Here is a 15455-nt window from a genome sequence, read left to right as displayed (position 1 = left end):
CGGGCTTTTCTAAATATGGCTATGAGATAGGGATTTGACCCCTACATTGATGCGCTACAAACCCATTGCCAACATTTCAAAATACAGAGAGCAAAAAGCCCGCTAATAAATTAGCGGGCTTCTCTAAATATGGCGGAGAGATAGGGATTTGAACCCTAGATGGGCTACAAACCCATGCCGGTTTTCAAGACCGGTGCATTCGACCACTCTGCCATCTCTCCGAACGAGCGAGATAATAGCTATCTCCCTCACGTGTGTAAAGTAGAAATTGAAATAAATCGTTCATTTGGCTATTTGAGCAGCAATTTGCGCTTAAACGTCGAAAAATAGCGCTACTTCTCCATTTTAACGGGCGTTAATCCTTTAGCACGATCATCAATTGCATCATCCAGTTTAAAGCCTGCTTGCTTCCATGTTTGTGCTTCTTCAGGATTAAACTTCTCTTTTGACCACTCAGATGCAGACTCGACATCAAAACTTGCTTTGCTCCACTGCTGAGATTGTTCAGCATTAAAACCACTCTTACTCCAAGTTTGAGCTTTAGCAGCATCAAAGCCAATCGCTTTCCAATCAGCAATTTCTCGCTCGGACATACCTTTCCATGACGGTGCAGATGCGCAGCTAAACAATAAACCAGCAAGTGCTACAACAAGTAACTTTTTCATTTAATACTCCTTCAACAGTAAACTTATGTAACTGATTAAAAAAACATCAAATAAACTATAGTTAGCGATATGCTCAGTTTCAAGAAAGCGGCAAGTAAATCTGAGTAACTCTATTTAGTATTCACAATGACATTCAATGAGGTAATAAAAAAGGCCACCTTAGGTGACCTTTCTGATTCGTGAGTTTAGTTGACTTGCATCACGTTGAATAATGATGCTTAACTACGTTGACGAGTCGATTTAGGACGCGCGGCAGTTGTTTTGTGCTTTCGTACTGCTCGGCGAATTTTCGCGCCTTTAACTTTAGCACGTGCAACACTGTGCTTATCAGTGCCTAATAAAGTACGTGTTTCTGGCTCTAATCCCGCAAGCTGGCGTAAGTAGTTAACTTGTTCCATATCCAGCTCTGTCCAACCACCACGTGGTAAGGCTTTTGGTAACTCAACCATGCCATAACGAACACGAATAAGTCGGCTTACCTGAACCTCTTGAGATTCCCATAAACGACGGACTTCACGGTTGCGCCCCTCTTTAAGAGTCACATGCCACCATTTATTGAGTCCTTCACCACCAGCAGGTTTGATACTATCAAAGTTTGCTGGCCCATCTTCAAGAGTCACCCCTTTACGAAGACGCTGCACAGCGGCTTCTGGCACATCGCCAAAGGTACGCACTGCATATTCACGGTCGACTTCATTTGAAGGGTGCATTAGACGGTTAGCTAATTCACCATCAGATGTGAATAATAATAGACCTGAGGTATTGATATCCAAACGCCCTACCGCAACCCAACGTGAATCACGTATTTTAGGTAAACGATCAAAGACGGTTGGTCTACCTTCTGGATCTTTTCGACTACAAATCTCGCCTTCTGGCTTATGGTAAGCCAACACGCGACAAATAATATCATCTTCAGTTTTGATAACGATGGCACGGCCATCAATGCGTATTTTAGCATCTGCTTCAACGCGATCACCTAAACTGGCAATTTCTCCGTCTACACTAATACGGCCTGCAGCAATCCATGCCTCCATCTCACGACGGGAGCCATGGCCTGCACGGGCCAAGACTTTCTGCAATTTTTCGCTCATCTAGTTCGACTCTTCTGTTTGTTGTGGCGCTAATGAAACCTTTTCAAACAACGCCTGCAATGACTCATCATCCGTTAGCGACGGTAAGTCTGCTAAGGTTTTTAAGCCAAAATAAGATAAAAACTCTGTCGTGGTTGCATATAATGCAGGTCGCCCTGGCACTTCTTTATGGCCAACGGTTTTTACCCAATGTCTATCAGCTAAACTCTTTATTATGTGGCTGCTGACGGCCACACCTCTTACATGTTCAATATCACCGCGCGTTACTGGCTGCTTATAAGCAATCACCGCTAGGGTTTCTAACGTCGCACGTGAGTATTTAGGGGATTTCTCTTGCCACAAAGGTTGTAAGAATTCACTCAACAACTCTTGGGTTTGAAAGCGATAACCACTGGCAACTTCAACCAGTTGTACCCCACGCTCTTGATAATCTTGCTGTAACTCATCAAGACAGCTTTTAATTCTGACTCGTGATACATCAAATTTGACTAAAACGGTTTCTTTAATCGCTTTAATACTTAACGGTTTACCCATCACAAACAAACTGGCTTCGATTAATTGCTTTAATTGAATGTCATTTATTTGCATGATGTCCTTTCTCATATCAACACTTGGTTGTTAAAACGCTTTAACGTAAATCGGTGCTAACGGTTCGTTTTGCACTAAATCAACCAACAACTCTTTGACCAATTCCATTAACGCTAAAAAACTCACTACCACACCAGCCTTTCCTTCACTGACATCAAATAAATCAGTAAATGGCACAAAATGTTCTGTTGAAAGTTTAGCTAATATTTGGCTCATTCTCTCGCGTGTCGATAACGCTTCACGCTTAACGTGATGATGTTCGTTCGCATCAATGCGTTTTAACACTTCCGAAAACGCTTGAGCAATGTCAACTAGCGATACTTCTGGCGGCATGATGACTGGCTTGATATTCGGTGCTGTTTTAGCTTGTGCTAAAAACACATCTCGTTCCAATCGCGGCAAACCGTCTAAGTCAGCAGCTGCCTGCTTTATCACTTCATAAGCTTTAAGTTGGCGGATAAGTACCACGCGAGGATCTTCTTCATCTTCCTCTGCGGTCGCGACTTTAGGTAACAGGAGTCGAGACTTAATTTCAGCCAAGGTTGCTGCCATAACTAAATAATCAGCTGCGAGCTCTATTCGTGCTTCAGTCAAAATATCAATATAAACTAAATATTGAGTCGTAATTTTTTCAATTGGCAGGTCAACAACATCCAGTTTTTGCTTGCGAATTAAGTACAATAATAAATCGAGAGGACCTTCAAAGGTCTCCAAAAACACTTCCAGTGCTTCTGGCGGAATAAACAAATCGGTCGGCATTGCATCTATTGCTTCGCCGCGTACAATCGCAAGAGGTAAACTTTTTTGTATCCCCTGCATTGAACAATTCCTTTATTAATATTCTCAATGTAATAAGTTTCAGCGAGTTACATAAAAACAGCTAAGCGATTTAAAAGTAAACTTGCCGCTGCGACTCTTACTACTAGCGCATATTGTTGAAGCTAGAAATTACCAAACGCGCGATTATACGCACTATTGGCTAGGGTTGAAACAACTATCCATTAATCTTGTGGCTAAAATCTAACACTTGTCGGTGGCATTACACCAAGCATCAAGCGCAGGCATCTATCAACACCTGCAACAAAGACTTACTCAAATAAACTCGTATCACCCGCACCTTCACGGATAATATCAATGTCACCTTCTGACATATCAATCACGGTGGTTTGGTTTTCAGCTAAATAACCACCATGAATAATTGCGTCTACGCTGTGTTCTAATATATCTCGGATATGTTCAGGATCTGACTCTGCAAACTCTTCATCAGGCATCACTAAACTGGTCGACATAATTGGTGCTTCAAGCGCCTCTAATAAAGCCAAGGCAATTAAGTTATTTGGCACACGAATACCAATGGTTTTCTTTTTATCGCACTGTAAACGGCGCGGCACTTCCTTACTCGCTTTGAAGATAAAGGTATATGGACCTGGCGTGCAGCTTTTCAGTAATCGGTAAGCTTGATTGTCCACACGAGCAAAATTAGCCAATTCAGATAAATCTCGGCACATTAGTGAGAAGTTATTATCATTTTCAATTTTACGAATACGCACCATACGGGTCATGGCATCTTTTTCGCCAATCATACAACCCAGTGCATAACCTGAATCTGTCGGGTAAACAATTACCCCACCTTGCTTTAAAATGTTCACCGCTTGGCTAATTAATCTTGCTTGCGGGTTTTCGTCATGTATATAAAAAAATTGGCTCATGTTCGCTCCGTCCAAGATTCTGTTTGCCACACCCACTGCACACCAGCAGGTTGGAATAAATTTTTGCCTAACTCAATCCAATTGCTTGGGAAATGAAAATCACTGCCAATTGAACCCGCTAGGTTGTTCAAATGACTTAAAGCGACTAAGTTAGCGCGATCATCAATGCTCTGTTGGCCTAATACCACTTCCATGGCATCGCCACCAGCCTCTTTATACTCTCGTACTAAGCGCTTTAACCATTTAGCTGAAAGCTTGTAACCACTGGGGTGTGCCAATACCGCTACGCCACCAGTTTGATGAATAATATCAATCGCATTGGCCATGTCAGCCCAATTATTGGGGACATAACCTGTTTTACCTCGCGCTAAATAGCGCTTAAAAACACTCGGCATATCTTTAGCATAGCCGTTTTCTGCTAACCAACGAGCATAATGACCGCGACTAATAGCTGCGCCTGCGGCAAACTTTTTAGCGCCATCATAGGCACCTTCAATTCCGGCTTTGGCTAAACGGTTACCAATTTCTTGGGCTCGTTCTTCACGTAATTCACGTTGACGAGTTAAAAAGTTCAGTAAAATTGAGTTTTCTTTATCCATATTTAAGCCAACAATATGAATATCGAAGTTGTTCCATCGAGTAGAAATTTCAACACCATCAATTAATTGTAGTGGTGTTTCATGTTGTTGGTTAAATTGATGCGCTTCAGCAAGTCCTGCCACAGTATCGTGATCTGTGATGGCGAGCATTTGAACGCCCTTTTCGATGGCACGTTCAACGAGTTCAGAAGGAGTAAGTACGCCGTCAGATGCGGTCGTATGGCTATGAAGATCGGCCAAGAGTGTGTCTGTTATCATAACGTTATTGTACTTTAATCTTTGTTGAAAAGCTTAACCCTATCGTGATTATTTGCTACATATTCAGCAAATTGATGGCCCTTTGACCTCAATGAATAAAAAAAAGCTAAATTTGAGAAATATTCAATTGACATTAAACGCCAGCTAAGGTCTTCTATAAGGCATACGTTAGCCAAACGCATTTTGCTAACTTTTTAGATAACGACTACATTCAAGAGAATTAATTTACATGACCAACTTTAACGCACGTAACATCAATTGGTGGTGGCACTTCCCAAATTAACGGGTGGTGTGAAGCGTTGTGGTTATTTAAATAACACAAGATTTTACTAGAAAGCCCGCAGAGATGTGGGCTTTCTTGCTATTTACGGCTTGCACTCTGAAATAAAACTAACGCAAACCAAGCACGAAATTGCTTTAAAAAGAGTATCGAGTATGAAGAATCAATATCAGAGAGAGGCGCAATAAGCATTATGGAACATCAGTTTGCCCATGTCGTCACACAAAAACAATCGTTAGCATATCATGCTGATCCGCTTAGTCTTTATCAACATGTTACTGCCAATGCGCCGCACACCATGTTGCTTGAGTCTGCTGAAATCGACAGTAAAGATCACTTAAAAAGTATCGTGCTCACTCACGCCGCGATGATGGTGAGATGTGACGGCTATAAGCTTACATTCAGCGCGTTAACCGATAATGGTGCTAGCTTACTTTCTCCTATCAGTGCCTTTTTCAAATCAAGTGAGCAGCAACAGCAAGACAAGGTACTCACCGTACATCTTGCCAAGGCTCAAGAGCGACAGGATGAAGACGCACGATTAAAGTCTACCTCGCCCCTTGATGGGTTAAGAATGTTTATTCAGCACATTCAGACCGACAAAAAAGATGCTTTTGAAGATTTATTTTTAGGTGGAGTCTTAGCTTACGATTTAATCGATACCGTTGAACCTTTGCCTGAAGTCCCCAATGCTGAAAACGATTGTCCTGATTACTTATTTTATCTCGCAGAAACCTTGATATTGGTTGATCATCAGCAACAAGATGCAGAAATCATTACTCACCAATTTTCAACAGATACTCAATTCGCTAAAACTCTTGCTCAGCGGGCAATCGATGTTAAACAGCAGTGCCAAACGCTTGCCCCCGTTCAACCATTAGTTGCCATCGATGCTGAAACTCGCGTCAATATCAGTGACGATACTTTCAAGCAAACGGTTGTGGATTTAAAAGAGCACATTGTTGCAGGCGATATATTTCAAGTTGTTCCCTCAAGAAGCTTTAGTTTACCTTGCCCGAATACTTTAGGGGCATACCGAGCGCTGCGTTTAACCAACCCTAGTCCATATATGTTTTATTTCCGTGGACCTGATTTCACTTTATTTGGCGCTTCGCCTGAAAGCGCACTTAAATATGATGCCGCCAGTAATCAAGTTGAAGTTTATCCTATTGCAGGTACCCGTAAGCGCGGTAAAACTGTCGATGGCCAAATTGACTATGATCTAGACAGTCGTATTGAACTTGAATTGCGTCTTGATAAAAAAGAGCTCTCAGAGCATTTAATGTTGGTTGATTTAGCCCGAAACGACATTGCACGGATCAGCCAAAGTGGCAGTCGTAAAGTGGCTGAGTTGCTTAAAGTCGATCGATACTCACATGTTATGCATTTAGTTAGCCGAGTGACTGGGCAATTACGAGAAGATTTAGATGCTCTGCATGCTTATCAAGCTTGTATGAACATGGGCACCTTAGTGGGCGCCCCTAAAGTGCGTGCATCCCAACTTGTGCGAGAAGCAGAGCAAGCTCGCCGCGGCAGTTATGGTGGCGCTGTAGGATACATTAACGGCCTAGGTGATATGGATACCTGTATCGTCATTCGCTCTGCTTTCGTTAAAAATGATGTGGCCTTTATTCAAGCAGGTGCTGGTGTGGTATTTGATTCCGACCCACAAGCCGAAGCTGACGAAACCCGCCAAAAAGCACAAGCCGTGATTTCAGCGATAAAAATGGGCGGTGGACTATGAGCACTCAACAAGCAAGCGCTAATAAGATGAACACGAATAATATGAGCATTAGCAATATGAAGCTGTATCTATTAGATAACTTTGACTCATTCACCTACAACTTAGTGGATCAATTTCGTAGCTTAGGATTTGAAGTACTTATTTACCGTAATGATGTCAGTGCCGATTATTTAGCTGAAAAACTGATAGCAGAGCAAGGCCAAGCAGCATTAGTATTATCACCTGGCCCTGGCGCACCACATGAAGCAGGCTGCATGATGGAGTTAATTGCAAAAGTCGCTGGTAAAGTGCCTATGTTAGGCATTTGTTTAGGGCATCAAGCTATGGTCGAATATTACGGCGGTAAAGTTGAACGTGCACCATTTGTCGTTCACGGTAAAGCCAGCCCTACAATTCATAATGGCGAAGGTGTATTTGCAAACTTGCCTTCTCCACTGCCAGTGGCTCGTTACCACAGCCTAGTCGCTACCCAAGTCCCCGATTGTTTGTCTGTCATTGCGACCACTGAAGACATGCCAATGGCTGTGATTCACCCACAAGATAAAGCGGTTGGTTTTCAGTTTCATCCTGAATCAATTTTAACCACGCTTGGCAGTACGCTACTGACGCAAACCCTGACTTACCTCACCCACACAATTGAAAGCAACAATAGCCCTAAAGGAGCCTTATAATGTCTCAGCTTCAACCACTATTAGACTCTCTTTATCAAGGTAACGCCCTTACCCGTGAACAAAGTGCACAATTATTCAGTGCTATTGTCGAAGGTGAAATGGATCCTGTTGCCATGGCTGGTATGCTTGTTGCCCTTAAAATGCGCGGCGAAACGATTGAAGAAATTACAGGCGCTGCAGATGCCCTTCGTCAAGCTGCAAAAGCATTTCCTCGTAGCGCGAAGTCGCTCGCTACTGGGGTAGTTGATATTGTTGGTACGGGTGGTGACGGTCATAACACCATTAATATCTCAACAACGGCCTCTTTCGTCGCAGCGGCAGCTGGCGCCAAAGTCGCTAAGCATGGTAATCGTGGCGTATCCAGTAAATCAGGTGCATCGGATGTGTTGTCACATTGCGGCATCGGCTTAACCATGACACCAGAAGCCGCTAGTCGATGTATCGAAGACTTCGGTCTATGTTTTTTATTCGCCCCACACTACCATGCAGGCGTACGTCATGCTGTACCAGTAAGACAAGCTCTAAAAACCCGTACTATCTTTAATATCCTTGGCCCGTTAATCAATCCAGCCAAGCCAGAGTCAATGCTGCTGGGCGTATACTCACCTAAATTAATCGCTCCGATCGTGAACGTGCTTAATGCACTCGGTGTTAAACGTGCCATGGTGGTTTATGGCAGCGGACTGGATGAGGTCGCCTTACATGGCGAAACCCAAGTTGCAGAGCTTAATGATGGGCAAATTCGTTTTTACAAACTTAACCCACACGATTTAGGCGTAGAACCTGCACCGATATCGGCACTAGAAGGCGGAGAGCCAAGTGATAATGCGCTGATTACACAAGCGATATTGAAAGGTGAAGGTCAACCAGCCCACCGAGATGCCGTTGCCATCAATGCAGGTTGTGCCTTGTATGTCAGTGGTGTGTGCGACTCTGTGCAGCAAGGGACTCAACTTGCCCTTGAAACCATCAATAGCGGCAAAGCTTACCCCGTATTAACGCAACTTGCTGAAGCAAGCCAGCAAGAGGAATCTTAATCATGCCTGAAGTTGTTAATCGCACAGCGAAAGAATCCAATGTATTAACCAAAATTGTTGATACTAAAGTCGCGCATATTGCTTCATTAAAGCAGCGTTACCCAGAAGCCAGTCTGCAACCTAAAATATCAGATCGCAGTCTATTTGACGCTCTTAAAGCCCCTAATGCGGGATACATTTTTGAATGCAAAAAAGCCAGTCCTTCAAAAGGGCTTATTCGCCCAAATTTTGATGTCGAAGCCATCGCTGATATTTACGGTAAATACGCTGCAGGCATTTCGGTTTTAACCGATGAGCAGTTCTTCCAAGGCGATATTGATTACATTCCACTCGTGCGGGCTCGAGTCTCTCAACCTATCTTGTGTAAAGACTTCTTTGTCGACCCATATCAAATCAAACTGGCAGCCCATCAAGGCGCCGATGCTGTATTGTTGATGCTGTCTGTCCTTGATGATGAGCAATACAAATTACTGTCTGCAGAAGCGGCTAAATACAATTTAGATGCCTTAACCGAAGTCAGTAACCAAGCAGAACTTGAACGTGCTATTGATCTTAATGCGCGTATTGTAGGTATTAACAACCGTAACTTACGTGATTTAAGTACCGATTTAGCCACCACTGAAGCTTTAGCACCACAAATACCTAACGATAGAGTCATTATTAGCGAGTCAGGTATCTATACCAACCAACAAGTAAAACGACTCAATCCATTGGTAGACGGTTACCTTGTTGGCAGCTCTATCATGGCGCAAGACAATATCGACCTTGCCTGTCGACAGCTCATTTTTGGCCATAACAAAGTTTGCGGCTTAACGCGTATCGAAGACATCGAAGCGGTAGCAAATTCAGGTGCTGTATTCGGCGGTTTAATTTTCCATCCAGCATCGCCACGCAGTGTCAATGTTGAGCAAGCTGCAGAGTTAGTTAAACAAAGTCAGCAAGCACAAGTCGGCTTACATTTTGTCGGTGTCTTTGTTAACGCAGCTAATTCAGACATTGTGGCTACAGTAAAGGCGGTAGGATTATCAGTGGTGCAGTTACACGGTAACGAGTCAACCATTGAAATCAATGAGCTGAAACAGTTACTGAACGATGCGCAACTGGACTGTCAAATTTGGAAAGCCGTGAGTGTAGACAGTGAAACCAATACCCTTGGCGACAAACCACAAGGGGGCAATCGTTACTTATTCGATAGCAAAAATATCACTGGATTTGGCGGCACAGGCGAAACCTTTAACTGGCAATCGTTACTCGACACTTCTGCGATGACTTCTTCAGAACGAGAAAACAGCATGCTTGCAGGTGGGCTAAAACCTGAAAACGCATTTGATGCTAACCAACAAGGTTTTTACGGATTAGATCTCAACTCTGGTGTTGAGTCAGCACCAGGCATTAAAGATGCGCAAAAAATTGCAATGGCATTTGCCGCAATCAGAAAAAATTAATCACCATGGCTCAGAGTAGCCCTGGCATCAAACAGTTAACAATATTACGAAATAGCCAATATGGATATTTCACCTAAATTTGATAAGGAAGACCCAATGACAAAGCTTAAGCTTGACCCTTATTTTGGCGAATATGGCGGCATGTATGTCCCGCAAATTTTAGTTCCAGCGTTAAAGCAGCTAGAAACCGCATTTGTTGACGCCCAAGAAGATCCTGAGTTTCAAAAAGAATTTACTGAGTTACTGAAAAACTATGCCGGTCGCCCTACCGCATTAACCTTAACCCGTAACTTAAGCCCTAACCCTATGGTTAAAATCTATCTAAAACGTGAAGATTTACTCCATGGTGGCGCGCACAAAACTAACCAAGTGTTAGGTCAAGCATTGCTGGCTAAGCGTATGGGCAAAAAAGAAATCATTGCTGAAACAGGCGCTGGACAGCACGGCGTTGCCACGGCACTTGCCTGTGCACTGCTAGATCTTAAATGTAAGGTTTACATGGGCGCTAAAGATGTAGAGCGTCAATCACCAAACGTATTCAGAATGAAATTGATGGGCGCTGAAGTGATCCCTGTTACATCTGGTTCTGCAACCCTAAAAGATGCGTGTAATGAAGCTATGCGCGACTGGTCAGCAAGTTATGACAAAGCGCATTACTTACTTGGCACTGCAGCTGGGCCACATCCATTTCCGACAATCGTGCGTGAATTTCAACGTATGATTGGTGCAGAAACCAAAAAGCAAATTATTGAAAAAGAGGGTCGTTTACCTGACGCTGTCATTGCTTGTGTTGGTGGTGGCTCAAATGCTATTGGTATGTTTGCAGACTTTATTGAAGAAACCGACGTTGAGTTAATCGGTGTCGAACCCGCAGGTAAAGGCATTGATACCCCACAACATGGCGCACCATTAAAACACGGTAAAACCGGTATTTTCTTTGGTATGAAAGCGCCGCTGATGCAAGATACTGACGGTCAAATTGAAGAGTCATACTCAGTCTCTGCAGGTTTGGACTTTCCATCAGTGGGGCCGCAGCACGCTTATTTGAATGCCACTGGTCGCGCACGATATGAATCAGCAACCGATGATGAAGCCTTAGAGTGCTTCCAACTGCTTGCTCGCTCAGAAGGGATTATTCCTGCGCTTGAATCTGCCCATGCCATTGCTTATGCAGTAAAAATGGCAAAAGAAGCCACTAAAGAAACAATTCTGGTGGTTAACTTATCAGGGCGTGGCGATAAAGATATCTTTACCGTCTCTGACATCTTAGAACAAAAAGCCTCAGCTGAAGCGGCGAAATAAGGACTTATTATGACTACTCGTTATCAAGCCGCTTTTGACCAATTAGCGCAAAAACAACAAGGTGCATTTGTACCGTTTGTCACCTTAGGCGACCCAAGTGTTGGCCTATCTTTAAAGATCATTAAAACCCTAGTGGATAATGGCGCAGATGCCCTTGAACTTGGCTTTCCATTTTCAGATCCACTAGCTGATGGCCCTGTTATTCAAGGTGCTAACTTACGTGCGCTAGAGTCAGGCACAACGGTTGCTGATTGTTTCTCACTTCTGTCGCAAGTCCGAGAGTTATACCCAGAAATGCCGATTGGTTTGCTGTTATATGCCAACTTAGTCTTTGCTAATGGTATCGACGAATTCTACGCAAAAGCAAAACAAGCTGGCGTCGATTCAGTATTGATTGCCGACGTGCCAGTTGAAGAATCTGCGCCATTTAGCGAAGCAGCACACAAACATGGGGTTGCCCCAATCTTCATTGCGCCGCCGAATGCGGACAGCGACACCTTAAAAATGGTGAGTGAGCATGGCCAAGGTTATACCTACTTGTTGTCACGTGCAGGTGTAACAGGTACGGAGTCAAAAGCAGGTCAGCCAATTAATGAAATCCTTGCCAAGCTTGCCGAGTTTAATGCGCCGCCTCCGTTATTAGGTTTTGGTATCGCCGAACCACAACAAGTAAGCGAAGCCATTAATGCAGGTGCTGCTGGTGCGATATCTGGCTCAGCAGTTGTCAAAATCATTGAGCGAAATAAAGACGATGAAAAAGCTTTATTAAGTGAACTCGGCGAATTTACTCGCAATATGAAAGCGGCAACACACAAGTCATAAATAATGGTTTTACTGCGGAAAAGTTAAGCTTAAATTAAGACTAAAGATGCCACTCAACCGAGTGGCATTTTGTTTTGATGTTTATGAACTTTTATTAACCCACAATCAAGGTAAAACCGCCAAACACAGACCTGAAGCCCTTCATATCAACCTAGCAGCCATGCTAGACTCTGAGCTTACTATTTTCACTATGATTAATATAAAACCCTGTTCTATCAGTGGGGAGCAATATTAGTCTGTAAATTGACTTATTTAGGCCTTAGCATCATATGAAACAATTGCTTGATTTTCTTCCGTTGGTCATCTTTTTTGCCATCTATAAATTTTATGACATTTATACAGCAACAGGCGCACTTATCGCTGCGACAGCTGTGCAACTTATTGTCAGCTATATCCTATACAAGCAAGTTGAAAAAATGCATCTAATCACCTTTGCAATGGTGACCTTTTTTGGCACCTTGACGTTAATTTTCCATGATGACGCCTTTATCAAATGGAAAGTCACCATTGTTTATGCCTTCTTTGCTATAGCGTTATTAGTTAGCCAGCTCATCGGCAAACCTATTTTAAAAAGTATGCTCGGCAAAGAAATGAAATGCCCCGACAAAATTTGGGTAAATGTAACCTGGTACTGGGTAGCATTTTTCGTCGCTTGTGGTCTAGGTAACATCTACATTGCCTTTAGCTTGCCCCTAGAAACCTGGGTAAACTTTAAAGTATTTGGCTTAACGGCCCTGACATTAGTTAATACCGTGGTTACTGTGATGTATTTATACAAGCACATGGAACACGATGAATCGGAACAAATAAAATAATTCAAGGAACCTATCTATGTGGTACATGATTTCGTCACAAGATGTAGAAAACAGTCTAGAAAAACGCATGAGTGCACGCCCAGCTCACCTTGCAAGGTTAGAAGCATTAGCCGCCGAAGGCCGCCTATTAGTTGCTGGGCCACATCCTGCAATTGACAGTGAAGAGCCAGCCGAAGCGGGATTTACAGGGTCGCTCGTGGTAGCAGAATTTGACTCATTAGCAACAGCAAAAGCATGGGCAGACCAAGACCCATACATCGAAGCGGGTGTGTATGCGAACGTTATTGTTAAACCTTTTAAGCGAGTACTTGTGTAATGAAAATTGTCTCATTTAACATCAATGGTATTCGTGCGCGCTTACATCAACTGCAAGCATTAATTGATAGCCACCAGCCAGACGTTATCGGTTTGCAAGAAACCAAAGTACATGATGAAGCGTTTCCTGTAGCTGACGTTGAAGCCATGGGTTATCACGTACATTACCATGGCGGTAAAGCCCATTACGGTGTTGCTATGCTATCAAAGGCCGAGCCAATCGAAGTCATTAAAGGCTTTAAAGATGATGCAGAAGATGCCCAGCGCCGAATGATAATGGGTAAATTCAAACAAGCTAATGGCCGCATAATTACCGTGATGAATGGCTATTTCCCACAAGGTGAAAACATCAGTCACGAAACCAAATACCCAGCTAAGCGTAAGTTCTACCAAGACTTAATGCAGCACCTTGCTGACAACCACACCCCAGATGAAGACATTGCCATTATTGGTGATATCAACATCTCACCAGTGGATTTAGACATTGGTATTGGTGACGTTAACGCTAAACGCTGGCTTAAAACCGGTAAATGTAGTTTCCAACCAGAAGAACGTGAATGGCTGCAACGTTTAAAAGACTGGGGCTTAGTCGATAGCTTCCGAGAGTTACACCCAGAGCGCACCGAGCGTTACTCGTGGTTTGATTATCGCAGTAAAGGCTTTGACGATAACCGAGGTCTACGTATTGATGTAGTCATGGTGACCAAGTCATTGTTACCACGCTTAACCGAATCTGATGTTGATTACGATTTACGTGGCATCGAAAAGCCATCAGATCACGCGCCTATTTGGAGCACCTTTTCTGACTAGTAAAGCTAACTTTTACCTTGTTAACGCTCAATGATAAAAAGCCTAACACTACTTGTTAGGTTTTTTTGTGCTTTAAATAGGCTTTGCGTTTACGGGCTGAGCTAAATAATCAATAACTATTGAAAAGTCACCGTATTAGATTCAAAACCTATTTCGGTGTTTAATGATTTTAATTGATTGAGTCCGATAATCCCGATGACTTGATGATTAAAGCTATCGTTAACAATGACTGAGTCAAGATCGGTAACAATAAAGCGGTTTTCAAATAGTGAAGCCTTACCATTAGACACCACGACAGAATCACTCATGCTAATTGGGATCTGTTTACCATTAATATCTTGGCCATAGGCATTAGGAATAACTTCAGAAGCAATAGATAAGTCGACGGCATTCTTACGATTGATTATCGAATATTGTGAGCCAGTATCTAAAATAAGTCCCACTTCCTGCTCGTTAATATTAACCACAACGTAAGGTATACCAAAACCTGACGAAAATAAGTTGAGGTTATTCTTGGTTTCATCAAGAGTATATTGAGCCAGTAATTGAGTTTGCAGCTCAGAAAATTGCAGCCCTTTAGCGATTAATTGCAGCAGGTCAAAACCCAACAAGCCTAAATATTGTTGATTAATACCCGACAAATTATGAGTGTTGATATTAACTCTAGATAGTTCATAGCCTGATACAGTAAATCCTGACAGTTGGATTTTCTCACTAATCATCATCGCTTGCTCAGATCCAAAGCCATAGCCTTTTTCAACATCCACAGACGTATAATCATCAATACTGGACAAATATCTGCGATCTAAAACAGAACTTGAAGAGCCTGTATCTATAATCATTCGGCCGGACAAGGCTTGGATCATCACATCCAGATGGAGTTGACCATCTTCCGATTCAACAAGTGGTAAATTTTGCTTTATTTGAGTAGCGCTTACTGTGGCTGTATAGCAAGAGAAACTGAGGAATATAGCGCTTATTACAAAAGGTATTTTTATTACTGAAGATAATCTTGTTACTGAGGAATAGAGCATAGTTTAAAAAGTCCTTTTCAATATCATGAATCTATCATCGCCTAAGTTGTAATCCCTAGTTAAATAATTAATAAAAGTAGCACGACTCAATTTTGATGGCTAACTTGAAATTGACTTAAAGCATGACAAACCAAACAACATCAACGCTAAAGCCCATTTAAATGGGTGGCTATATTATTAATAAAGAAGCGAGTTCATTAGTTGGTGTTGCACCAATGAATAAAGAAAGTGGTCGCTTCAAAGGCCAACGAAAATTCAAGGTGGACGGCA

The 15455-nt window shown here is 42.7% G+C and carries 16 protein-coding genes and 1 tRNA gene; 9 read left to right on the top strand and 8 right to left on the bottom strand.

All coding sequences use genetic code 11. The annotated features are described in order from the left end of the window. Positions 1–130 precede the first annotated feature (130 nt). The 7 genes from AB4128_RS19325 to rnm all read right to left on the bottom strand — a co-directional run bounded on the left by AB4128_RS19325 (position 131) and on the right by rnm (position 4910). A tRNA-Ser gene (locus AB4128_RS19325) sits at positions 131–221 on the bottom strand. 111 nt (positions 222–332) lie between these two features. Beyond that, positions 333–665: a hypothetical protein gene (locus AB4128_RS19320; RefSeq protein WP_055026458.1), complete on the bottom strand. Its 333-nt coding sequence runs from the start codon at positions 663–665 to the stop codon at positions 333–335. A gap of 218 nt (positions 666–883) precedes the next feature. Next, entirely contained in the window at positions 884–1756 is an 873-nt protein-coding gene (rluB, locus tag AB4128_RS19315; RefSeq protein ID WP_055026457.1) for a 23S rRNA pseudouridine(2605) synthase RluB, read from the bottom strand. Further along, positions 1757–2344: an SMC-Scp complex subunit ScpB gene (gene scpB / locus AB4128_RS19310; RefSeq protein ID WP_055026456.1), complete on the bottom strand. Its 588-nt coding sequence runs from the start codon at positions 2342–2344 to the stop codon at positions 1757–1759. It abuts the gene before it with no gap. Positions 2345–2374: 30 nt separating this feature from the next. Further along, complete coding sequence (locus AB4128_RS19305; RefSeq protein ID WP_065110624.1) at positions 2375–3163, bottom strand: ScpA family protein; 789 nt, start codon at positions 3161–3163, stop codon at positions 2375–2377. Positions 3164–3432: 269 nt separating this feature from the next. After that, positions 3433–4053 (bottom strand): L-threonylcarbamoyladenylate synthase, encoded by a 621-nt coding sequence (locus tag AB4128_RS19300; protein ID WP_055026454.1) that lies wholly within the window; start codon positions 4051–4053, stop codon positions 3433–3435. Next, a complete protein-coding gene (gene rnm / locus AB4128_RS19295) occupies positions 4050–4910 on the bottom strand; it encodes an RNase RNM (protein WP_055026453.1) in 861 nt (286 codons plus the stop codon). The genes AB4128_RS19300 and rnm overlap by 4 nt, the downstream gene beginning before the upstream one ends. 473 nt (positions 4911–5383) lie before the next feature. On the opposite strand from rnm, the gene AB4128_RS19290 reads away from it, so the two are divergent. From AB4128_RS19290 to xthA, 9 genes are all read left to right on the top strand, one after another. Then, on the top strand, positions 5384–6934 hold the full coding sequence (locus AB4128_RS19290; RefSeq protein WP_156003279.1) for an anthranilate synthase component 1: 1551 nt from the start codon (positions 5384–5386) through the stop codon (positions 6932–6934). A gap of 56 nt (positions 6935–6990) precedes the next feature. Beyond that, a complete protein-coding gene (locus AB4128_RS19285) occupies positions 6991–7605 on the top strand; it encodes an aminodeoxychorismate/anthranilate synthase component II (RefSeq protein ID WP_055026459.1) in 615 nt (204 codons plus the stop codon). Continuing rightward, complete coding sequence (gene trpD, locus AB4128_RS19280) at positions 7605–8642, top strand: anthranilate phosphoribosyltransferase (protein ID WP_372038663.1); 1038 nt, start codon at positions 7605–7607, stop codon at positions 8640–8642. Before AB4128_RS19285 ends, trpD begins: the two co-directional genes overlap by 1 nt. Before the next feature lie 2 nt (positions 8643–8644). Beyond that, entirely contained in the window at positions 8645–10087 is a 1443-nt protein-coding gene (trpCF, locus tag AB4128_RS19275) for a bifunctional indole-3-glycerol-phosphate synthase TrpC/phosphoribosylanthranilate isomerase TrpF (protein WP_372038662.1), read from the top strand. A gap of 96 nt (positions 10088–10183) precedes the next feature. Next, a complete protein-coding gene (gene trpB / locus AB4128_RS19270; protein ID WP_372038661.1) occupies positions 10184–11389 on the top strand; it encodes a tryptophan synthase subunit beta in 1206 nt (401 codons plus the stop codon). 9 nt (positions 11390–11398) lie between these two features. Further along, positions 11399–12211: a tryptophan synthase subunit alpha gene (gene trpA / locus AB4128_RS19265; RefSeq protein ID WP_080916126.1), complete on the top strand. Its 813-nt coding sequence runs from the start codon at positions 11399–11401 to the stop codon at positions 12209–12211. A gap of 269 nt (positions 12212–12480) precedes the next feature. Next, positions 12481–13026: a septation protein A gene (locus AB4128_RS19260; RefSeq protein ID WP_372038660.1), complete on the top strand. Its 546-nt coding sequence runs from the start codon at positions 12481–12483 to the stop codon at positions 13024–13026. A gap of 16 nt (positions 13027–13042) precedes the next feature. Continuing rightward, the gene (locus AB4128_RS19255) at positions 13043–13342 is read left to right on the top strand and encodes a YciI family protein (protein ID WP_055026445.1); all 300 of its coding nucleotides are present in this window, start codon (positions 13043–13045) and stop codon (positions 13340–13342) included. Beyond that, entirely contained in the window at positions 13342–14151 is an 810-nt protein-coding gene (gene xthA, locus AB4128_RS19250) for an exodeoxyribonuclease III (protein WP_299572926.1), read from the top strand. Before AB4128_RS19255 ends, xthA begins: the two co-directional genes overlap by 1 nt. A gap of 116 nt (positions 14152–14267) precedes the next feature. On the opposite strand, the gene AB4128_RS19245 is transcribed toward xthA, so the two are convergent. After that, entirely contained in the window at positions 14268–15185 is a 918-nt protein-coding gene (locus AB4128_RS19245; RefSeq protein WP_119969720.1) for an aspartyl protease family protein, read from the bottom strand. Positions 15186–15455: the final 270 nt, after the last annotated feature.

The sequence above is a fragment of the Shewanella sp. 10N.286.52.A9 genome (genome assembly GCF_041468985.1).
Lineage (GTDB): Bacteria > Pseudomonadota > Gammaproteobacteria > Enterobacterales > Shewanellaceae > Shewanella > Shewanella japonica.
Note: the sequence above shows the minus strand (reverse complement) of the source record. Positions and strands in the feature narration are given on the sequence as shown.